This is a genomic window from Duganella paludis, from assembly GCF_054461335.1.
In genome coordinates this window covers 4,312,463-4,332,330 of the sequence record NZ_CM136922.1, presented here as the reverse complement: position 1 = coordinate 4,332,330, position 19,868 = coordinate 4,312,463, and the positions used below count along the sequence as shown (strand labels likewise).

At 64.6% G+C, this 19,868-nt stretch carries 18 protein-coding genes; 9 read left to right on the top strand and 9 right to left on the bottom strand.

The window, feature by feature from the left end; translation table 11 throughout:
• Positions 1 to 21: 21 nt before the first annotated feature.
• From preA to aptA, 5 genes are all read right to left on the bottom strand, one after another.
• Positions 22 to 1,317, bottom strand: a complete 1,296-nt coding sequence (gene preA, locus ACXZ1M_RS19190) for an NAD-dependent dihydropyrimidine dehydrogenase subunit PreA (RefSeq protein ID WP_459049238.1) — start codon at positions 1,315 to 1,317, stop codon at positions 22 to 24.
• Positions 1,317 to 2,687 (bottom strand): NAD(P)-dependent oxidoreductase, encoded by a 1,371-nt coding sequence (locus tag ACXZ1M_RS19185; protein WP_459054044.1) that lies wholly within the window; start codon positions 2,685 to 2,687, stop codon positions 1,317 to 1,319. Before ACXZ1M_RS19185 ends, preA begins: the two co-directional genes overlap by 1 nt.
• 97 nt (positions 2,688 to 2,784) lie before the next feature.
• Entirely contained in the window at positions 2,785 to 4,278 is a 1,494-nt protein-coding gene (locus ACXZ1M_RS19180) for a CoA-acylating methylmalonate-semialdehyde dehydrogenase (RefSeq protein ID WP_459049237.1), read from the bottom strand.
• 20 nt (positions 4,279 to 4,298) lie between these two features.
• Positions 4,299 to 5,414 (bottom strand): alanine dehydrogenase, encoded by a 1,116-nt coding sequence (gene ald / locus ACXZ1M_RS19175; protein WP_459049236.1) that lies wholly within the window; start codon positions 5,412 to 5,414, stop codon positions 4,299 to 4,301.
• Positions 5,415 to 5,424: 10 nt separating this feature from the next.
• Positions 5,425 to 6,741 carry an omega-aminotransferase AptA gene (gene aptA, locus ACXZ1M_RS19170; protein WP_459049235.1) on the bottom strand — a complete coding sequence of 439 codons (1,317 nt, stop codon included), beginning with the start codon at positions 6,739 to 6,741 and terminating at the stop codon, positions 5,425 to 5,427.
• Positions 6,742 to 6,930: 189 nt separating this feature from the next.
• Between aptA and ACXZ1M_RS19165 the strand changes: the two genes are divergently transcribed.
• The 8 genes from ACXZ1M_RS19165 (at position 6,931) to ACXZ1M_RS19130 (ending at position 15,197) form a co-directional block, all read left to right on the top strand.
• The gene (locus ACXZ1M_RS19165) at positions 6,931 to 8,391 is read left to right on the top strand and encodes an aminotransferase-like domain-containing protein (protein WP_459049234.1); all 1,461 of its coding nucleotides are present in this window, start codon (positions 6,931 to 6,933) and stop codon (positions 8,389 to 8,391) included.
• Positions 8,379 to 9,029, top strand: a complete 651-nt coding sequence (locus ACXZ1M_RS19160) for a TetR family transcriptional regulator C-terminal domain-containing protein (protein ID WP_459049233.1) — start codon at positions 8,379 to 8,381, stop codon at positions 9,027 to 9,029. The genes ACXZ1M_RS19165 and ACXZ1M_RS19160 overlap by 13 nt, the downstream gene beginning before the upstream one ends.
• A gap of 8 nt (positions 9,030 to 9,037) precedes the next feature.
• The gene (locus ACXZ1M_RS19155) at positions 9,038 to 9,607 is read left to right on the top strand and encodes a GNAT family N-acetyltransferase (protein WP_459049232.1); all 570 of its coding nucleotides are present in this window, start codon (positions 9,038 to 9,040) and stop codon (positions 9,605 to 9,607) included.
• Between the two features lie 112 nt (positions 9,608 to 9,719).
• Positions 9,720 to 9,977 carry a hypothetical protein gene (locus tag ACXZ1M_RS19150; protein ID WP_459049231.1) on the top strand — a complete coding sequence of 86 codons (258 nt, stop codon included), beginning with the start codon at positions 9,720 to 9,722 and terminating at the stop codon, positions 9,975 to 9,977.
• Positions 9,974 to 10,903 (top strand): sensor histidine kinase, encoded by a 930-nt coding sequence (locus tag ACXZ1M_RS19145; RefSeq protein ID WP_459049230.1) that lies wholly within the window; start codon positions 9,974 to 9,976, stop codon positions 10,901 to 10,903. The genes ACXZ1M_RS19150 and ACXZ1M_RS19145 overlap by 4 nt, the downstream gene beginning before the upstream one ends.
• Positions 10,900 to 11,664, top strand: a complete 765-nt coding sequence (locus tag ACXZ1M_RS19140) for a LytR/AlgR family response regulator transcription factor (protein ID WP_459049229.1) — start codon at positions 10,900 to 10,902, stop codon at positions 11,662 to 11,664. The genes ACXZ1M_RS19145 and ACXZ1M_RS19140 overlap by 4 nt, the downstream gene beginning before the upstream one ends.
• Positions 11,665 to 11,720: 56 nt before the next feature.
• Positions 11,721 to 12,146 carry a VOC family protein gene (locus tag ACXZ1M_RS19135; protein ID WP_459054043.1) on the top strand — a complete coding sequence of 142 codons (426 nt, stop codon included), beginning with the start codon at positions 11,721 to 11,723 and terminating at the stop codon, positions 12,144 to 12,146.
• 84 nt (positions 12,147 to 12,230) lie between these two features.
• Positions 12,231 to 15,197, top strand: coding sequence for a sensor histidine kinase (locus tag ACXZ1M_RS19130; protein ID WP_459049228.1), 2,967 nt, complete (start codon positions 12,231 to 12,233; stop codon positions 15,195 to 15,197).
• Here the strand turns inward: ACXZ1M_RS19130 and ACXZ1M_RS19125 are convergent.
• Positions 15,179 to 16,123, bottom strand: a complete 945-nt coding sequence (locus tag ACXZ1M_RS19125; RefSeq protein WP_459049227.1) for a LysR family transcriptional regulator — start codon at positions 16,121 to 16,123, stop codon at positions 15,179 to 15,181. The two genes, ACXZ1M_RS19130 and ACXZ1M_RS19125, sit on opposite strands and share 19 nt — an antisense overlap.
• Positions 16,124 to 16,281: 158 nt before the next feature.
• Between ACXZ1M_RS19125 and ACXZ1M_RS19120 the strand changes: the two genes are divergently transcribed.
• Positions 16,282 to 16,911 carry a response regulator gene (locus ACXZ1M_RS19120; protein WP_459049226.1) on the top strand — a complete coding sequence of 210 codons (630 nt, stop codon included), beginning with the start codon at positions 16,282 to 16,284 and terminating at the stop codon, positions 16,909 to 16,911.
• Between the two features lie 5 nt (positions 16,912 to 16,916).
• On the opposite strand, the gene ACXZ1M_RS19115 is transcribed toward ACXZ1M_RS19120, so the two are convergent.
• The 3 genes from ACXZ1M_RS19115 to deoA are packed head-to-tail and all read right to left on the bottom strand — an operon-like array spanning position 16,917 to position 19,866.
• A complete protein-coding gene (locus ACXZ1M_RS19115) occupies positions 16,917 to 18,140 on the bottom strand; it encodes a nucleoside deaminase (RefSeq protein WP_459049225.1) in 1,224 nt (407 codons plus the stop codon).
• The gene (locus tag ACXZ1M_RS19110) at positions 18,140 to 18,547 is read right to left on the bottom strand and encodes a cytidine deaminase (protein WP_459049224.1); all 408 of its coding nucleotides are present in this window, start codon (positions 18,545 to 18,547) and stop codon (positions 18,140 to 18,142) included. The genes ACXZ1M_RS19115 and ACXZ1M_RS19110 overlap by 1 nt, the downstream gene beginning before the upstream one ends.
• Positions 18,544 to 19,866, bottom strand: a complete 1,323-nt coding sequence (gene deoA / locus ACXZ1M_RS19105; protein ID WP_459049223.1) for a thymidine phosphorylase — start codon at positions 19,864 to 19,866, stop codon at positions 18,544 to 18,546. Before deoA ends, ACXZ1M_RS19110 begins: the two co-directional genes overlap by 4 nt.
• Positions 19,867 to 19,868 lie beyond the last annotated feature (2 nt).

The following is a 19,868-nucleotide window of genomic DNA, read 5'->3' as shown; positions in this document are numbered from 1 at the left end:
TTATCAATGCAAGTTCCATACCTATGCTGCTTGTTCCACCTTCACGTTTTCCGCGCGCGGATTACGCGGGTCCTGCGTCCAGTTCATGTACGGCTTGCCGGTATCCTGCGGCACCATGGTAATGCAGCCCTGCACCGGACAGGTGATCTCGCACAGATTACACCCAACGCACTCCTCCTTGATCACCTCATAGGTACGCACGCCCGTCGCCGCATCGATCAGCTGCGCGATCGACTGGTGCGACGTATCTTCGCACGCCACATAACAGCGGCCGCACTTGATGCAGTCGTCCTGGTTGATCTGCGCGATCACCTGATAATTCATGTTCAGGTATTTCCAGTCCGTGGTATTCGGCACCGCCTTGCCGACGAACTCGCCGACGCTCTTGTAGCCCTTCTCGTCCATCCAGCGCGACAGGCCGTCCTTCATCTCTTCAACGATGCGGAAGCCATGCAGCATGGCGGCAGTACACACCTGCACACAGCCCGAACCCAGCGCCATGAACTCCGCCGCATCGCGCCAGTTGCCGATGCCGCCGATGCCGGAAATCGGCAAGCCCGCCGTCTGCGGATCGCGCGCAATCTCCGCCACCATGTTCAGCGCGATCGGCTTCACCGCCGAACCGCAGTAACCGCCGTGCGTGCTGGCACCGCCCACAATCGGAAACGCCACCATCTGATCCAGGTCCAGATGGGTAATCGAGTTGATGGTGTTAATCAGCGACACCGCATCCGCACCGCCGGCCTTGGCCGCGCGTGCCGGCGCCCGCACGTCGGTGATGTTCGGCGTCAGCTTCACGATCACCGGCAGCCTGGTATTCTGCTTGCACCAGCGCGTGACCATCTCCACGTATTCGGGCACCTGGCCCACCGCCGCGCCCATGCCGCGCTCCGGCATGCCGTGCGGGCAGCCGAAATTCAGTTCGATGCCATCGGCACCGGTGGCTTCCACCTGCGGCAGGATGTCGGCCCACAGCCGCTCTTCGCAAGGCAGCATCAGCGACACGATGATCACGCGATCCGGCCAATCCTTCTTCACCTGCGTGATTTCCTGCAGATTGATTTCCAGCGAACGGTCGGTAATCAGCTCGATGTTGTTGAAGCCGAGGACTTCGCGGTTTTTGCCGTAGTGCGCCGAATAGCGCGACGACACGTTGACCGCCGCCGGATCTTCACCCAGCGTCTTCCACACCACGCCGCCCCATCCCGCTTCAAATGCGCGCACCACGTTGTAAGCCTTGTCCGTTGGCGGCGCGGAGGCCAGCCAGAACGGATTGATGGATTTGATGCCGCAGAATTCTATGCTCAGGTCAGCCATTATGCAGCCTCCTTCAGACCGTTGATATCGAAGTGGATGGCATGCGCCGCCAGCTTGCCGTGTTGGACCGCCTGCACGGTCAGATCCTGCCCGGGCGCCACACAGTCGCCGCCGGCGTAGATGCGCGGCAGGACGGTGCGGAACTGATCATCGACGTGGATTTTGTCACCGTCGCGTTTCAGCGTTTTCGCCAGCGGATCGCTGATGCTCGTTTCGTCCATGCTCTGGCCGATGGCCTTGAAGATAGCGTCTGCCGCAATCTCGAAGGTCTCGCCGGTGCCGGACAGGCGGCCATTCACCACCACCGTTTTTTCAAAGCGCATGCCGCGCACGCGGCCCGCGTCGTCCAGCAGCACCTGCTGCGGCTGCGCCCAGGTGCGCATGCGGACTTGGTTTTCTTTCGCGATGTGCTGTTCATGTTCGGTCGCGCTCATGGCCTCGAAGCCGCGACGGTAGACCAGCGTCACCTCTTCCGCGCCGAGGCGCTGGATCTGCACCGCCATGTCGATGGCGGTGTTGCCCGCGCCGATGACGATGGCGCGCGCCGGCACCGGCAGTTTGCTCAGGTCATCCGACTGGCGCAACTCAGCGATGTAGTCCACGGCGGCCAGCAGGCCGGGCGCGTCCTCGCCGGTCAGGCCCATCTGCTTGCTGGCGCCGAGGCCCAGGCCGAGGAACACGGCGTCGTAGTTTGCATGCAAATCCTTGAGCTGCACGTTCACGCCCAACGCCTGCCCGTGCTTGATAGTGATGCCGCCGATCTGCAGCAGGAAGTCCACTTCCTTCTGCGCGAAGTTATCGGTCAGCTTGTACTTGGCGATGCCGTATTCATTCAGGCCGCCGGATTTTTCTTTGGCCTCGTAGATCACCACGTCGTTGCCCAGCATGGCCAGGCGGTGTGCGCAGGACAGGCCGGCCGGGCCGGCGCCGACCACGGCGATTTTCTTCGCGGTCGATGGCGCGCGCTTGAACGGGTGTTCTTCGAGCTTCATATTGTCGATGGCGTAGCGCTGCAGCAGGCCGATTTTCACCGGCTGGCCTTCCGCGTCATGATTACGCACGCAGGCGTCCTCGCACAGGATTTCGGTCGGACAGACGCGCGCGCAGCTGCCGCCCAGGATGTTCTGTTTCAGGATGCCGACGGCGGCGCCGTTGATATTCTCGTCGTGGATATTGCGGATAAAACTCGCCACATCGATATCTGACGGGCAAATGCGCGTGCATGGCGCGTCGTAGCAATACAGGCAGCGCGAGCTTTCGATTGCAGCCTGCCGCGCATTCAGCGCCGGCGCCAGGTCGGTGAAGTGTTTCGCCAACGAGTCGCTGGACTCCTTCGGCTTTGGCATGTAGCTGAGTGATTCGATCATGATCATTTCCTGGCGTATGCTGAGTTGATCGTCGTTCCCGCGCAAGCGGGAACCCATGCTGAGTATGGATTCCCGCCTTCGCGGGAATGACGCGTGTTACTTACTTCATCTGAGGGAATGCAAATTCTGCGCCAGCGCTGGCGGTGTTCGGCCAGCGCTGCATCACCGCCTTGTGGCGCGTGTAGAAGCGCACGCCTTCCGGACCATAGGCGTGATGATCGCCGAACAGGCTGCGCTTCCAGCCACCAAAACTATTGAACGCCATCGGCACCGGCAGCGGCACGTTCACGCCCACCATGCCCACCTGGATCTGTCGCACGAACTCGCGCGCCACGCCGCCGTCGCGCGTGTAGATCGCCACGCCGTTGCCGTACTCGTTACGGTTGATCAGCTCCACCGCGCTGCCCACATCCGGCGAGCGCAGCATGCACAGCACCGGCCCGAAAATCTCTTCCTTGTAGATCGTCATATCCGGCGTCACGTGATCGAACAAAGTACCGCCGACAAAGAAGCCGTTCTCGCGGCCGGGCACTTTCAGATCGCGGCCATCGACCACCAGTTTCGCCCCCTGCTCGACGCCCTCGCCGATCAGGCGCTCGATACGCTGCTTGGCGGCGCTGGTCACCACCGGTCCCATTTCCGCATCGCCGGCCATACCGTCGCGCACTTTCAGTGCGGCGGTGCGCTTTGCCAGTGCATCGACGATCTTGTCGCCCGCATCGCCGACCGCCACCACCACCGAGATCGCCATGCAGCGCTCGCCGGCGGAACCGAAGGCGGCACCCATCAGCGCATCGACGGTCATCTCCATGTCCGCATCCGGCATCACCACCATGTGGTTCTTGGCGCCGCCCAAAGCCTGCACGCGCTTGCCCGCCGCGCAGCCGCGCGAGTAGATGTATTCCGCAATCGGCGTCGAGCCGACAAAGCTCACCGCCTGGATCACCGGATGATCGAGGATCGCATCGACGGTCACCTTGTCGCCTTGGATCACATTGAACACGCCGTCCGGCAAACCGGCTTCCTTCAACAGGCGCGCATGCAGCAGCGACGGCGACGGATCACGCTCGGAAGGTTTCAGGATAAAGGTGTTACCGCACGCGATAGCGACCGGGAACATCCACATCGGCACCATCACCGGGAAGTTGAACGGCGTGATGCCTGCCACCACGCCCAGCGACTGCCGCATCGACCACGCATCGATGCCGCGCGAAATCTGATCGGTGAATTCGCCTTTCAGCATCTGCGGTATGCCGACCGCAAACTCCACCATCTCGATGCCGCGCGCCACTTCGCCCTGCGCATCGGCGAAAGTCTTGCCGTGCTCGCGCGTGATCATGGCCGCGAATTCGTCGGTATGCTGCTGGCACAGTTGCAGGTACTTGAACAGCACCCGCGCCCGCGTCAGCGGCGGCGTGGCGGACCACGACGGAAACGCCTGTTCGGCCGCGCGCACGGCGGCGTCAACATCCTCCGCCGTGCCCAGGGCCACTTTGGCTACCGGTTCGCCCAAGGCGGGATTGAAGACGTCGGCATGGCGGCCGCTTTGCGTATCGACGTTAACGCCGTTGATGTAATGGGTGATGGTATCCATGATGCTCTTTCAAAAAACGTTCAGCCCAGCAGGCTGTCCGCGTCTACATAGGTATAGCCAAGACCGTGCGCCACCGCTTCGTAGGTGACCTGGCCCAGGCAGACATTCAAACCGTGCTTCAAATGCGGATTGGCTTTCAGCGCTTTCTGCCAACCCTTGTCGGCCAGCGCTACCGCATGGCCTATCGTTGCGTTATTCAGTGCGAAGGTCGAAGTGCGCGCCACAGCGCCGGGCATGTTGGCCACGCAGTAGTGCACCACGCCGTCCACCACATAGGTCGGCTTCTCATGCGTGGTGGCGTGCGAGGTTTCAAAGCAGCCGCCCTGGTCGATCGCCACATCCACCACCACCGCGCCCGGCTTCATGCGCGCGATCATGGTCTTGGTCACCAGCTTGGGCGCCGCCGCGCCGGGCACCAGCACGCCGCCGATCACCAGGTCCGCATCCAGCACCGCTTCCTCGATCGAGTGCGCGTTGGAATACATGGTGGAGATGCGGTTGCCGTACACAAGATCCAGCTGGCGCAGGCGGTCGATATTCTTGTCCAGCACCGTCACCCGCGCGCCTATGCCCACCGCCATCTGCAAGGCATTGGTGCCGACCACGCCGGCGCCGATGATGGCGATATGTCCCTGCGCCACGCCCGGCACGCCGCCCAGCAGCAAGCCCATGCCGCCCTTGGATTTTTCCAGGTGCGCCGCGCCGGCCTGGATCGACATGCGTCCCGCCACTTCACTCATCGGCGCCAGCAACGGCAAGCCGCCGTTGGCGCCGGTGATGGTTTCGTAGGCGATGCACACCGCGCCGGAAGCCACCAGCGCCTTGGTCTGCTCGGGGTCCGGCGCCAGGTGCAGATAGGTGTACAGGATCTGTCCCTTGCGCAGCATCGCGCATTCCTCCGGCTGCGGCTCCTTCACTTTCACGATCATGTCGGCGCGGGCGAAAATATCGGCCGCGTTGTCGATGATGGTGGCGCCGGATGCTTCATACATCGCATCCGTCAGGCCGATGGCCGCGCCGGCGTTTTGTTGTACCAGTACTTGATGACCACGCAAAATGAGTTCCTTGACGCTGGCCGGGGTAAGGCCGACGCGGGACTCCTGGTTTTTGATCTCTTTTGGGACGCCTACCAGCATGGTGTTCTCCTCAGTCTAAGTTTTTCAGCACATCCTTCAGTTTTCCAAACAGTTCATCGATGTGTTTTTTCTCCAGCACCAGCGGCGGCGACAGCGCGATGATGTCGCCTGTGGTGCGGATCAGGATGCCGTCCTCAAAGGCTTTCTTGAAGGCGGTGAAGGCGCGCACGCCCGGCTTGCCGGCGATCGGCGCCAGCTCGATACCGGCGATCAGGCCGATGGTGCGGATGTCGATCACGTGCGGCAGACCTTTCAACGAATGCACGGCGTCGGCCCAGTACTCGGCCATGCCGGCTGCATGCTCAAGGATCTTCTGCTCTTTAAAGACTTCCAGCGTCGCCAGCGAAGCGGCGCAGGCCACCGGGTGGCCCGAGTAGGTATAACCGTGGAACAGCTCAATCCCGGCCGGCGCATCCATGAAGGCGTCGTGGATGTGCTGTTTGCTGAACACCGCACCCATCGGAATGGTGCCGTTGGTCAGGCCCTTGGCGGTGGTCATCATGTCCGGCTCGACGTCGAAGTAGTCGCCGGCGAACGGCGTGGTCAAGCGTCCGAAGCCGGTGATCACTTCATCGAAGATCAGCAGGATGCCGTGCTTGGTGCATAGCTCGCGCAGTCGCTTCAAATATCCTTTCGGTGGTATCAGCACGCCGGTGGAACCGGCCACCGGCTCGACGATCACCGCCGCGATGGTCGAGGCGTCGTGCAGCGCGACGATGCGCTCCAGCTCATCGGCCAGGTTGGCGCCGTGTTCCGGCTCGCCGCGCGTGTAGGCGTTCTTCTCCAGATTGTGGGTGTGCGGCAGGTGGTCGACGCCGGGCAGCATCACGCCATACGGCTTGCGGTTGCCGGCGATGCCGCCCACCGAGATGCCGCCGAAGCCGACGCCGTGGTAGCCGCGTTCGCGGCCGATGAATCGGGTGCGGCTGGCTTCACCGCGCGCCTTGTGGTACGCCAGCGCGATCTTCAGCGCCGTGTCCACCGCTTCCGAACCGGAGTTGGTGTAGAACACATGGCCGTAGCGATGGTTGGTGTACTCCATCAGCTTTTCAGCGAGGTCGAAGGCGGCCGGATGGCCCATCTGGAAGGTCGGCGCGAAATCGAGCTGGCCGACCATCTCGCGCACGGCGGCGACGATCTTCGGCTGCGCGTGGCCGCACGGCACGCACCACAGGCCGGCCGTGCCGTCCAGGATGCTGCGGCCGTCCACGTCCTTGTAGTACATGCCTTCCGCCGACACTAGCAGGCGCGGGTTGGCCTTGAAATCGCGGTTGTTCGTGAATGGCATCCAGAAGGACGCCATCGATTCTGGTCGAGACTCGTTCATCACATCTCCTATGAAACAACTGCTTTCGGATTTTTTTGACAGACCGTAAAAAAATTTACCAGTTGGCAAAATGATGATGCAATAATAGACAGCAGAACAACTATGGCACAGATACACAATTCATCAAACTGTCCAACCGTACTGGCAACAAAAACACTACAGTTTCACTTTCGCTGCGTGGAGTCAAGGATGGAACAAGCAAGTCCTGTGATCGATCAAACCGCCGGACCGGGAAACTGGCCCTGCGTGGCGATCGAACGCCGACAGAAAGGCAGCCTGGTCGAGCAGATCGTGGCCGCCATCAGCGCCATGGTCGAGCGGCGGGAGTTGCGCGTGGGCACCAAGATGCCTTCGGTACGGCAGTTCGCCAAGTGTAATGGCGTCAGCACCTTTACAGTTGTGGAAGCCTACGACCGGCTGGTGACCCTGGGCTTGCTGTCCTCGCGGCGCGGTTCCGGCTACTTCGTGGCACGCCAGGACCTGCCGGCGACGCTGCTGCCGGCCGCCGCCCACGTCACGCCCAGCGCCATCGATGCCCTCACGCCCGACCTGTATTCCGGCGTCTCGGACGCGCTGCCGGTGGGTGCCGGCTGGCTGCCGCCCGAGTGGTATGGCGAAGACACCATCCTCGACGCAGTGCGCCAGGCCATGCGCATTCCTGCAAACCGCCTGCGCGGCTACGGCCACCCGCTCGGCTTTCCCACGCTGCGCCAGCACATGGCCGCCACGCTGAGCGAAGAGCTGTTCCCGGTGGAGGCCGAACAAATCCTGCTGACCCACGGCGCCACCCACGCCTTCGACCTGGCGCTGCGCACCCTGACCAAGCCGGGCGACACCGTGTTCGTGGAAGATCCGGGCTACAGCAACCTGTTGTCGCTGATCCGCCACCATGGCTGCATAGCGGTCGGCATCCCGCGCAGGGAAAACGGCCTGGATCTGGATGTGCTGGCGCAGCAGGCGGCGCTGGTGCAGCCCAAGCTCATGTTCGTCAACACGGTGCTGCAAAATCCGCTCGGCACTTCGCTCACGGCGGCGCAGGCGCACCGCTTGCTGGCCCTGGCCGAGCAGTTCGATTTCTGGCTGGTGGAGGACGATATCTACCGCGAACTGGCGCCGCGCGGCGAAGCCTCGCTGGCCGCCATGGACGGATTGCGGCGCGTGATCCACGTCGGCAGTTTTTCCAAAACGCTGTCGCCGGTACTGCGCGTCGGCTCGATCTGCGCCTCGGCCTCGCTGATCCCCGAGCTGCTGCGCGTGAAGATGCTGGCCGGCCTCACCACCTCCGAGATCAACGAGCGCGCCGTCTACCACGCCATCACCGCGCGTCCCTACAAGCGCATGGTGGACAAGCTCACCACCCAGCTCGACGCCGCCCGCGAACGCGCCACGGCCAGCCTGGGCGAAGCCGGCATGACGCTGCTGGCGCGGCCGCGCGGCGGCATGTTCGTCAGCGCCGGCTGGCAGGATGCGCCGACGCCGGAATGGAACGGCAAGATCATCGCCGACATGGCGCTCAAGCACGGCATCCTGCTGTCGCCGTGCGATTTCTTCATGCTGCGCGCGCCGGAATCGATCTGGTTCCGTTTCAACGTAGCCTACGCAGACCACCCGCAACTGCACACCTTCCTGAGGCGCATATGCCGACAGTAAAACCGCCCGCCAAAATCAACCGCCGGGTCCAGAACCGCGACAAGCTGGAAGCCGAAATCACCGCCGAAGCGGTGCGCGTCTTCGCCGAATGCGGCTACGAAGGCACCTCCATCGCCACCGTGGCGGAGAACGCCGGCCTGTCCAAGCAAAACCTGATGTACTACTTCCCCACCAAGCAGGCGCTGTATCAGCGCGTGCTGGACGAAGTGCTGGACGAATGGCTGGCGCGCATGGAGAGCCTGGCCGACGCCGACCAGGACCCGCGCGCAGTGCTGCGCACCTACGTGCAGGCCAAGCTGAAATTCTCGCGCGAGCATCCGTGGGCGTCGCGCGTGTATGCGATGGAAGTGATCAGCGGCGCGCCGCTCTACGGCGGCCAGATACAGAGCCGCGTGGTGCCGCTGGTGCGCAAGGATATCGAGGTGTTCGAACAGTGGATCAGCGCCGGCAAGATCGCGCCGATCAATGCGACGCATCTGCTGTTTGCGATCTGGGCGATGACGCAGTCCTATGCCGACTTCTCGGCCCAGATGGCGCTGGTGCTGAACCGCAAACAGCTGACCAAAAAAGATTTCGACGACGCCGAGCAGGTCATCGTCGACATGGTGCTGGCGGCCATCAGCGTGCCGGCCAAATGAGCGCGGCCATGGATGTTTTCACGCCGTTCGAGCTGCGCACCGCGCGTCTGCAACTGCGCTTCGTGCGCGCTGACGAGGACGCGATCGCGCTGTTCCGCCTGTTTTCCGATCCCCAGGCGCTGCGCTACTGGAGCAGCATGCCGTGGCTGCACATGGCGCAGGCCGAAGCCAACATCGAACAAACCCTCAAGGCCTACCAGGACGGCAGCGCGCTGCGCCTGGCCATGGTCCTGCCGGACGGCGAACTGATCGGCACCGTCACCCTGTACGACTTCGACCGCCGCAACCACCGTTGCCAGATCGGCTACATGCTGGCGCGCGGCCACTGGGGCCGGCGCTATATGCAGGAAGCCCTGCCGGCGCTGATCGCGCACGGCTTCGGCCCGCTTGAACTGCACCGCATCGAGGCCGATATCCATCCCGACAACATTGCCTCGGAACGCATCCTGGAAGGCCTGCACTTCCAGCGCGAAGGCTGCCTGCGCGAGCGCTGGTTCGTCGGCGGCGAAGTATCGGACAGCGTCATCTACGGCCTGCTGCGCAGCGACTGGCAGGCCGCCATTCATCCTGCGCAATAACCGGCTGTTCCCGCCAAAGCGCAGTTGATCGGAATCCGCTACGGCCGCGCAGGGGGCTTTGCTAAAGTGATCCCATCGCAACACGTTTTGATGGAGAAGCAAGATGAGCAAAATGAATACACAAGCAGTGCTGGACCTGATCGAGGAAATCTTCCGCGCCTTCGCGCAAACGCTGCGCTACGGCGTACGCCTGATCGGCCGCATGTCGCCGCCGGCCCTGCTGGGCGCGGCGCTGGTGCTGGCCTTTATCTGCTCGATCCTGCCGTTGGCGCTGGTGTTGTTCGTGGTCTTCCTGCTGATTAAACTGGTGGTCGGCGCCACCGTGATCGGCAGCCGCCGCGCCAACCGCCGCCAGGAGCATGCGGAATGAAAAAGAATCGGCTGGCCCAGGCCGGCTACAACAACGCCAAGAGCCTGCTCGACATCATCCGCGAGATCGGCGAAACCGCCGTCAGCGTGTGGTGGCACTTCTTCGACTGGCTGGCCCAGGTCGAGTGGCGCAAGCTGCTCATCATCTGGTTGCTGTTGCTGATCCTGTCGGCCTCGCTGTTCCATGTGAACGAACAGGCCTGGGGCTTCATCCTGGTGTCGTTCGGCCTCAAGGTGCTGGCCGGCGGCAAGCGCAAGGCCGAGCTGGAAGCGCGTCACGCCGAATCCCACGCCGACGAGGAAAGCATCGAACGGCGCGTGGTCGAAGCGCGCATGGCCGCCCTGCAGGCGCAGGTCGAGCCGCACTTTCTTTTCAACACCCTGGCCCTGATCGGCCAGCTGATCGAAACCGATCCGCCGCAGGCCGCGCGTATCCACCAGAACCTGATCGACTATCTGCGCGCCACGCTGCCGCAGATGCGTGCCAAGGGTTCGGGCACGCTGGGCCGGCAGATCGAAATGTCGCGCGCCTACCTGGCTATCATGCAGGCGCGCATGCGCTCGCGGCTGGCGGTGTCGATCGACGTGCCGGAGGAAATGGCCAGCGCCACCTTCCCGGTGATGATGCTGCAGATCCTTATCGAGAACGCCATCAAGCATGGCCTGGAACCGAAGATCGACGGCGGCCGCATCGACATCCGCGCCACGGTCGACGGCCAGATGCTGCAGGTGGACGTGGTGGACGACGGCGTCGGCTTCAATCCCTTTTCCAGCGACGGCCTCGGCCTGGCCAATGTGCGCGAGCGCCTGCGCATCCAGTACGGCGCCCGCGCCCAGTTGGTGATCGAAGCGCCGCTCACCGGCGGCACCCGCGCCAGCATCCGCGTGCCCTACGCTCCCGATATCTTCGCCGGAGGCGCCAAATGAACCGCCCCACCGCACTCATCGCCGACGACGAGGAAGGCATGCGCCAGCAACTGCGCAGCCGCCTGCAGGACGCCTGGCCGGCGCTGGAGATCGTGGCCGAAGCGGCCAACGGCATTGAGGCTGTGGCGCTGGCCGGCCAGCACCAGCCGGACATCGTCTTCCTCGACATCCGCATGCCGGGCATGTCCGGCATCGAAGCGGCGCGCATGCTGTTCAACCGCTGCCACTTGGTGTTCGTCACCGCCTACGACCAGTACGCCATCGAAGCGTTCGAACAGGGTGCGCTGGACTACCTGCTCAAGCCGGTCGGCGGCGAGCGCCTGAAGACCACTTGCGCGCGCCTGCAGGCACTGATCGGCCAGCAGCCGACCAATATCGAACGCCAGCTGAGCCAGTTGCTCTCGCAGCACAGCAAGCCGGTGCCGGCCAAGCGCGAATACCTGCGCTGGATCCAGGCGGTGGTCGGCGCCAACCTGCGCATGATCTCCACCCGCGAGGTGCTGTTCTTCCAGGCCGACGAAAAATACACGCGGGTGCAGACCGAGCAATCCGAGGTATTGATCCGCAAGACCCTCAAGGAACTGGCCGATGAACTCGACCCCGATGAATTCTGGCGCATCCACCGTTCCACGCTGGTGCGGGTGGACGCCATCGAGGAGGTCACGCGCGATCTGCGCGGGCGGCAAATGGTCCGCATCCGCAACTTTCCGGAACTGTTGGAAGTAAGCCGCGGTCACACGCATTTATTCCAGCAAATGTAACGTGCTGCGGCCCCGCATGGGTCTATACTGGACAGCTTCGACCAAGGGAGGGAATGATGTCCAGCATACCCAAGCATACTCTCTGCGGCGTCATACCGTGCCTGCGCTACCGCGACGCCGCGAGCGCCATCGAATGGCTGCGCAGCACGCTCGGCTTCACGGTGCAGTTCGTGGTGCCCAACGAGGACGGCAGCATCGCCCACGCCCAGCTCAGCTTCGGCAACAGCATGGTCATGCTGGGCTCGGCCTTCGACACCGACTACGGGCGCCTGCTCAAGCAGCCCGTCGAAATCGGCGGCTTCGTCACGCAAAGCAGCTACCTGGTGGTCAACGACGCCGACCTGGTCCACGGTCGCGTGCTCGAAGCCGGCGGCCGCATCCTGCTCGAAATCAAGGACGAGGACTACGGCGGGCGCGGCTTCACCTGTAGCGACCCCGAGGGCCACGTCTGGAGCATCGGCACCTACGATCCGTACTCATGATGCGCGCGGCGTCTCCGCCTAAGGGAAGAGCGGGAATCGGTGGCGGCAAATTACAATAGGGATTTGCTGGCACAAGGCGGATACATGCGGTGGAGCACACTGGTCACAGGTTTCAAGCTGGCGCTCGCGCTATCGCTGCTGGCGTGCCAAGCCGCGTCCGCGCTCAACCCAACCATCCGGGTCACCCACCTGAACCACGCCAGCTGGAGCGAGAAGGATGGCATGCCGTCCGACATCCAGTGCATGGCGCAGACCATCGACGGCTGGCTATGGCTGGGCACCACGGACGGCCTGTACCGCTTTGACGGCGTCAGCTTCGAGCGCCTGCCGTTGCGCTCCAACCGTATCAACGCCCTCAGCGCCCTGCCGAACGGCGACCTGCTGGTCTCCTTTTCCTGGGACGGCATGGTCGCGCTGCACCCGGACGGCAGCGTCACCGAACTGGCCAACCACGAAGACGTGTTCCGCATGAGCATGTTCAGCGGCATGATGGCCGACCGCGAAGGCGCGGTCTGGACCGTCAGCTCGCGCGGGCTGTTCCGCCACCGCCAGGGCAAGTGGGAACAGATGCGCGGCACGCCCGGCTGGTCGACGCTGCTGGCCGAAGTGCTGATCGACCAATACGACCGGGTCTGGTACACCGACGCCGAAGCGGTCTACAGCTACGACCGCACAGGCAACAAATGGACCCGGCTGGAGGGCGGCAAGCCCGGGCCGCTGATCCAGTCGCCCGACGGCCGCATCTGGACCACCGTGGACGGCAAGCTGTATCCGGTGCCGGCGCCGGCGGTAGGCGCCGGCCTGCCGCGCTCGCCCGAGTTCAATCACCTGCAAGCGCGCTGGTCCGGCCAGTTCGACCGCGACGGCAATTTCTGGGCGCCGCATTGCCCGCGCGGCCTGTGCCGCCTGGCCCGCGCCGGCGACCTGCCGTCCCAGCCCATCGACATCGCCCGGCAAGCCACCGACCGCCTCGATCAAAGCTGGCAACTGAGCGCCTTGCCGACCACGCAAGTGCTGGAAGACCGCGAAGGCAATATCTGGGTGGTCACCGCCTCCGGCCTGGACCGCTTCCGCGAAAACAAGCTGCAGCCCTTGCAGCTGCCCGCGCCCGCCGTGATTTCCACCATGGTCAAGGACAGCGAAGGTCGGTTGTGGATACGCGAGGAAGAAAGCGACAAGCTCTCGCGCATCGCCGAGGACGGCGCCATCACGGCCGATGCGCGGCGCGGCGTCACCTCCATCATCACCGGCCGCGACGGCGCCCTGCTGCTGGCCGGCAAGCGCGACATCGAACGCATCCACCACGGCCGCTCCAGCCGCATCGCGCTGCCGGCGCCGGGCGGCAAGCCGGCCGACCTGGACGTGCTCGGCATCACCGACGACGGCAAGGTGCTGTGGATGGCCTCGGCCCAGACCGGCCTGATGGGACTGGTCGACGGCGAATGGAAACCGCGCTCGGCATTCAACCTGCCCAAGCGCATCAACATGACGGCGGCCGGCGGCACCGGGCAAATGTGGCTGAGCCACAGCGACGGCTTCCTCAGCCTGTACGACAACGACAAGCTGACCCGCTACGACATCGGCATGGTGGGCCAGGAATCGGGCATCTTCCCCGGCCAGCAGATGGTGGTCGCCGGCGAGCGCGGCATCGCCGTGCTGCGCGGGCAACAATTCGCGGCGCTGGGGCCGCTCAATGCCGACGTGCTGCGCAACGTGACCGGCATGGCCATCACCCCGGAAGGCGACCGCTGGCTGAACGGCGCGCGCGGCGTGGTGCACATCCGGCGCGACGCCTGGGAAGCGTCGGTGCGCCAGCCGTCGATTCCGCTGGTGTATGAAGTAATCGACGCGCTGGAGGGCTACCCGGGCCGCGCCACCATCATCAACCGCCTGCACTCGGTCTTCAACGCCGGCAACGGCCAGCTGTGGTTCCGCGCCACCGGCGGCACCGTCAAGCTCGATACCAAGGCGCTGCGCCCCAACACCGTCAAGCCCGTGGTGCGGCTGTTGCGGGTCAACACGGATCAAGGCAGCCATCCGGCGCAAGGCCGGCTGCTGCTGCCGCCGGAATCGCGCAACTTCAATATCCAGTACAGCGCGCCGGGCCTGCGCAAGCCGGAGGCGATCCGCTTCCAGTACCAGCTCAAGGGCGTGGACCAGCAGTGGCAGGACGCCGGCACGCGCCGCGCCGCCTACTACAACAACATCGAACCGGGCAGCTACGTGTTCCAGGCGCGCGCGGTGAACGAGGACGGCATCGTCAGCGACACCATCGCCTCCATGGAGCTGGAAGTGGCGCCCACCGTCACACAGACCTGGTGGTTCAAACTCGCCTGCCTGGCCGCCGGCGCGCTGCTGCTGTACGGCCTGTACAAATACCGGCTGAAGGTCGCCACCGACAACATCGCCCGCCACCTGCGGGTGCGCCAGGAGGAGCGCGAACGCATCGCCCGCACCTTGCACGACACCTTCCTGCAAGCGGTGCAGGCGCTGATCCTGCATGTGCACAATGTGGCGGCCAGGCTGGCGCCGGGCAGCGATGCGCGCGTCAAACTGGAGCAGATCCTGCAGAACGCCGACGAGACCATCGATGAAGGCCGGCGCCAGGTGGAGCAGCTGCGCAACGGCCCGGATATGGAACAATGCCTGAGCCGCACCGGCGACATGCTGGCGGCCATCTATCCCGGCACCGGCTACACCCTGGCGGTGAAGGGCACGCGCCATGCGCTGGAGTCCTCGGTGCAGGACAACCTGTGCGCGATCGGCCAGGAAGCGATGCACAACGCCTTCCAGCATGCGCAGGCCAGCACCGTCACGGTAAGCCTGGAGTACGGCGCCGAGCTGCTAGTGTTGCGCGTGGCCGACGACGGGCGCGGCATCGATGACGTGGAATTGGCGGCGCGCATCAAGGAGCAGCACTGGGGCGTGGTCGGCATGCGCGAGCGCGCGCTGGGCATGGGCGCCACCTTGTCCGTCACCGGCAAGCCCGGCAAGGGCACCACGGTCGAACTGACGGTGAGCCGCAGCCTGGCCTATGCGCAGATCAGTTGATCCTTGACGCCGGCAAGGGCCGGCTTGGTATTGAGGTGACCATGCGCGCGCAGATGGGCGACCAGGATGTCGATGAACTTGCGCACCCGGGACGGGCCGAACTTGCTTTCACGGTGTAGCACATGCACCGGCAGCGGTGCGCCTTCGTAATCCGCCAGGATGGGCTGCAGCCGGCCCTCGCACAGCTCATTGCCGACCTGGCACGACAGCAGCCGGCAGATCCCCAGGCCGCCGACCGCCGCGTCGATCACCGCCTCGTTGCTGGTGACCATCAGGCGCGGCTTGACGCGCACCACGATGGGATCATTGCCGCCGCCGAACTTCCATTCAACGCGCGGCGACACATCGCTGGAAGCGATCACGGTATGGCGCAACAGGTCGGCCGGATGCTGCGGCACGCCATGCCGCAGCAGATAGCTGGGCGCGGCGCACAGGATAGGCCGCACCTGCCCCACGCGCAGCGCCTTGAGGCTGGAGTCCGGCAAATGACCGATGCGCACCGCCACATCCATCTCCTCCTCCACCAGGTTCACCACCCGGTCCAGGAAATAGGCAGACACCTCGACCTCCGGAAACTCGTTCAGGAAGCGGACGATGCACGGCATGATGAGATCCTTGCCGAAGCCGTCGGACACCGCCACCGACAGGTTGCCCTTGGACGCGGAGTTGGCGGCGGCGACCGTCTGGTTCGCCTCCGCGATGCTCGCCAGGATGTTGCGGCAATCGTCCAGGTAACGCCGGCCCGCCTGGGTCAGCCGCACGCTGCGGGTGGTGCGCAACAGCAGGGCCACGCCCAGCTGGTCCTCCAGCCCGGAGATGGCGCGCGTGACGGCCGCAGGGGAAAGGTCGAGCCGGCGGGCGGCGGCGGCAAAGCTTTCCCCTTCGCCGACGACGACAAACACATTCATTAGGTGGATCTGATCCATACTTGACTCCTGACGGGATACGGCTTGATCATTATTCCGCACAACCTATTTGGCAACAATGCACTTTCGGGTAAGCACCGCAGCAACGGGCTACACCCTTTAGAGTGACGCAGCGAAACGCCGCCGGTGTTAGATTTGCGGCTGAAAGCGAGATTGAAATGAATACCAGCAAGCCCATCCGTGTCCTGATTGCCGACGATCATCCCCTGCTCCGCAGCGGCATCGCCGCCGTACTCACCTCCGATCCCCATTTCACCGTGGTGGCGGAAGCGGAGGATGGCCACGCGGCGGTGGAACAGTTCGAGCTGCATCGGCCCGACATCACGCTGATGGACCTGCAAATGCCGGGCCTGAACGGCGTCGAAGCGACCCAGGCCATCCGCCAGATCAGTCCGCGCGCGCTCATCATCATCCTCACCACCTTCAACGGCGACGTGCAGGTGACGCGCAGCCTGCGCGCCGGCGCCAGCGGCTACATCCTGAAAAACCTGGCGCGCACCGACCTGTGCGACTACCTGATTTCCATCCACGCCGGACAACGGCTGCTGCCGACGCAGGTGGCGCGCAGCCTGGCCAGCAGCTTCCACGCCGAGTCGCTGAGCAAGCGCGAAGTCGAAGTGCTGCGGCTGGTCGCGGCCGGCAATTCAAACCAGAAGGTGGGCGTGGAACTGGGACTGCGCGAGGACACCATCAAGGCGCACATGAAGGCCATCCTGCTCAAGCTCGACGCGCGCGACCGCACCCACGCAGTGACCATCGCGCTGCGTCGGGGATTCTGGGAAAGCTGAGAGGACTAGGCGCGGAGGGCCTGTACCAGTCCGGCGTCGGCCACCTGGGTGGGACGGATGCGGATCACGCTGCGGTACAGCGGCGGCATGGCGGCGCAGATGGCGTTCAGCTCCGCCTCCGGCAGCATCGGCAGCACGTACTGGAACTGCGCCGGATTCTTCAGCGGCAGCGGGCCTTCCATGGTCGAGCCGTAGGCGCCCAGATCCATGAAGCTGACCGCGCCGGCATCCGGGCCGTGGGCAAACACGAAAGTGCCATCCTTGGGATGGCCGAGATGGCGGCGCACCTCGTGCTGCTGTTCCGGCGTGGCGCCGTTCATCAGCTTGTAGCGCAGCTGCGCGTAGGCGCGCGTGGTTTCCATGAAGGCGCTGCGGATGCCCGACTGCGCCATCCGTCCCGGCATGCACAGCAGCAGATTGCCGAAGGAATCGAGCAGCGCCACCGCGTTGCCGGCGCCGCCGTGTTCGCGGTCGCGCGCCATCGCCTGCAAAAGGAACGGCGCGAGGCCGGCGTCCGGCTGGCGCGGCGCGCAGCGGTAGGTCAGCGCGTCCGGGTAGTGCTGCTTGAGCGCAGACACGATGGCATGGTCGGCCGGCAGCGTTGCTGGATCCTGCAGCAGCTCCTGCGGCGGATCGGTGTTGAACATCTCCATCACCTCGGCCGATGTGGCCTCGAACACCAGCGAGCACAAGGCCTGCGTCGGTTCGGCGATGGTCTTGCCGATGAAGAAGGACTTCGGCGCGGCGCCGGTGGCGGCGCGCGTGTACAGCGAAGCGCCGAGGATGGCGGGATAACTGAAGCTGGCGGCGGCCTGCGCGCGCAGCGTTGCCGGCAGCGCGCTGAAGACGGCGCTGATGTCGTAGTTGATGCCGGCATTCTTGTCCGGCGCGGCCACCACCACATTGAAGCCGCCCGACAGGATCGCGCCGCTGCACATGCAGCAGGGATCGAGCGAGGTGACGATGGTGATGTCCTGCGGCTCGGGCAGTTCGCGGCCCTTGGCGCGTTCGGCGTAGTACCAGTCGATCAGCTGGCGCTCGCCGTGCGCGGTGGGGTCGAAGATCAGGCCGTTCTTGACGACGTTGTTGTGCAGCGACTGCAGCACGTTGCCGTGCTGGTCGAGCATCAGGCCGCCGACGCCGAAGGTGCCCTGCGTCTTGGCGGCGATGGCTTCGGCCGCCGCAATCGCGACGGCCGCCTGCACATCAATCGTCTTCTTGAGCGCCATTACTTCTTCTTGAGATCAGCGCCGCCGAAGGCGTTCGGCAGCTGTGCTGCCGCGGTGGTCTCGAAGATGTCGCCCTTCAGATTGGTCAGCAGCACCGGCAGCTCATTGCCGCCCAGCTCCAGGATCACCTGGCGGCAAGCGCCGCACGGAGCGATGGGGCCATCGGTTTCGCCGATGACCACCAGTTGCTCGAAATCGCCCTGTTTGTAGCCGTGGGCGAAAGCACTGAAAAATGCGGTGCGCTCGGCGCAGTTGCACAGGCCATAGGACGCGTTTTCCACATTACAGCCGTGGAAGACCTTACCGTCGTTGGTCAACAGCGCAGCGCCAACCTTGAAGTTGGAGTACGGCGTGTAGGCCTTGAGGCGCGCGGCAGTCGCTTCCGCGATCAGTTCTTGTTTGTTCATGGCTTGATGGTCCGGTAGATGACTGGATTGGCGGCAGGCGCGGCAGCGGCGATCTGATACGCCGCCTGAATTTCGCGGACGGCTTGTTCGGCCGCCTGCTGCGTGCGCGCGTGCACCATCGCCAGCGGCTGGCCGGCTTCGATCTTGTCACCCAGGCCCACCAGATCGGTCAGGCCGACGGCGAAGTCGATCGGGTCGGCCGCCCGGCGGCGTCCACCACCCAGCGACACCACGGCCAGGCCGATTTCGCGGCAGTTGGCCGATGCGGCGTAGCCCGACGCCAGCGCAGGCGCCGGCACGATGATAGGCGAACGTTCCAGGTACTTGTCCGGATTGTCCATCAAGTCCGCAGGACCGCCCAACGCCGCCACCATGCGCGCAAAGCGCTCGGCCGCTTCGCCGCTGTCGAGCGAGGCTTGCAGCTTGGCGCGCGCTTCCTCTTCGGTCGCGGCCAGCTTGCCCAGCACCAGCATCTCGGCGCACAACGCCATCGTCACCTCGTGCAGGCGCGCAGGACGCGATTTGCCGCTCAGGTAATCGATCGCGCCGCGCACTTCCACGGCGTTGCCGGCGTATGGCGCCAGCGATTCGTTCATATCGGTCAGGATGGCGGAGGTCATCATGCCGGCGCCGTTGCCGACCTTGACGATGCTCTCGGCCAGTTCCACCGATTTATCGTAGGTCGGCATGAAGGCGCCGCTGCCGACTTTCACGTCCATGGCCAGCGCGTCCAGGCCGGCCGACAGCTTCTTCGACAGGATGGAGCCGGTGATCATGGCGACCGATTCCACGGTGGCCGTCACATCGCGCACGCCGTAGAACACCTTGTCCGACGGCGCCAGCGACGACGTCTGGCCGATGATGGCCACGCCGACTTCCTTCACCACCTTGCGGAACAAGGCGTTGTCCGGCACCGTGGAGTAGCCGGGGATGGAATCGAACTTGTCCAGCGTGCCGCCGGTGTGGCCGAGGCCACGGCCGGAAATCATCGGCACATAGCCGCCGCAGGCTGCGACCATGGGGCCGAGCAGCAGCGAGACCACGTCGCCGACGCCGCCGGTGGAGTGCTTGTCGACCACCGGGCCGTTCAGGTCCAGCGAGCGCCAGTCCAGCACTTCGCCGGAATCGCGCATGGCCAGGGTGAAGGCCACGCGTTCGTCCATGGTCATGTCCTTGAAGTAGACGGCCATGGCCAGCGCGGCGATCTGGCTTTCGGTCACGCCGCCGGAGGTAATGCCACCGACGAAGAACTTGATTTCCTCGGCCGACAGCACGCCGCCGTCACGCTTCTTGCGGATGATCTCTTGGGGTAAAAACATGC

Coding starts and splice junctions, on each gene's coding strand:
- ACXZ1M_RS19150 (WP_459049231.1), top strand. CDS start 9,720: ATGAATACACAAGCAGTGCTGGACCTGATCGAGGAAATCTTCCGCGCC.
- ACXZ1M_RS19125 (WP_459049227.1), bottom strand. CDS start 16,123: ATGGATCAGATCCACCTAATGAATGTGTTTGTCGTCGTCGGCGAAGGG.
- ACXZ1M_RS19135 (WP_459054043.1), top strand. CDS start 11,721: ATGTCCAGCATACCCAAGCATACTCTCTGCGGCGTCATACCGTGCCTG.
- ald (WP_459049236.1), bottom strand. CDS start 5,414: ATGCTGGTAGGCGTCCCAAAAGAGATCAAAAACCAGGAGTCCCGCGTC.
- ACXZ1M_RS19120 (WP_459049226.1), top strand. CDS start 16,282: ATGAATACCAGCAAGCCCATCCGTGTCCTGATTGCCGACGATCATCCC.
- ACXZ1M_RS19130 (WP_459049228.1), top strand. CDS start 12,231: ATGCGGTGGAGCACACTGGTCACAGGTTTCAAGCTGGCGCTCGCGCTA.
- ACXZ1M_RS19145 (WP_459049230.1), top strand. CDS start 9,974: ATGAAAAAGAATCGGCTGGCCCAGGCCGGCTACAACAACGCCAAGAGC.
- aptA (WP_459049235.1), bottom strand. CDS start 6,741: ATGAACGAGTCTCGACCAGAATCGATGGCGTCCTTCTGGATGCCATTC.
- ACXZ1M_RS19165 (WP_459049234.1), top strand. CDS start 6,931: ATGGAACAAGCAAGTCCTGTGATCGATCAAACCGCCGGACCGGGAAAC.
- deoA (WP_459049223.1), bottom strand. CDS start 19,866: ATGTTTTTACCCCAAGAGATCATCCGCAAGAAGCGTGACGGCGGCGTG.
- ACXZ1M_RS19140 (WP_459049229.1), top strand. CDS start 10,900: ATGAACCGCCCCACCGCACTCATCGCCGACGACGAGGAAGGCATGCGC.
- preA (WP_459049238.1), bottom strand. CDS start 1,317: ATGGCTGACCTGAGCATAGAATTCTGCGGCATCAAATCCATCAATCCG.
- ACXZ1M_RS19115 (WP_459049225.1), bottom strand. CDS start 18,140: ATGGCGCTCAAGAAGACGATTGATGTGCAGGCGGCCGTCGCGATTGCG.
- ACXZ1M_RS19110 (WP_459049224.1), bottom strand. CDS start 18,547: ATGAACAAACAAGAACTGATCGCGGAAGCGACTGCCGCGCGCCTCAAG.
- ACXZ1M_RS19155 (WP_459049232.1), top strand. CDS start 9,038: ATGGATGTTTTCACGCCGTTCGAGCTGCGCACCGCGCGTCTGCAACTG.
- ACXZ1M_RS19180 (WP_459049237.1), bottom strand. CDS start 4,278: ATGGATACCATCACCCATTACATCAACGGCGTTAACGTCGATACGCAA.
- ACXZ1M_RS19160 (WP_459049233.1), top strand. CDS start 8,379: ATGCCGACAGTAAAACCGCCCGCCAAAATCAACCGCCGGGTCCAGAAC.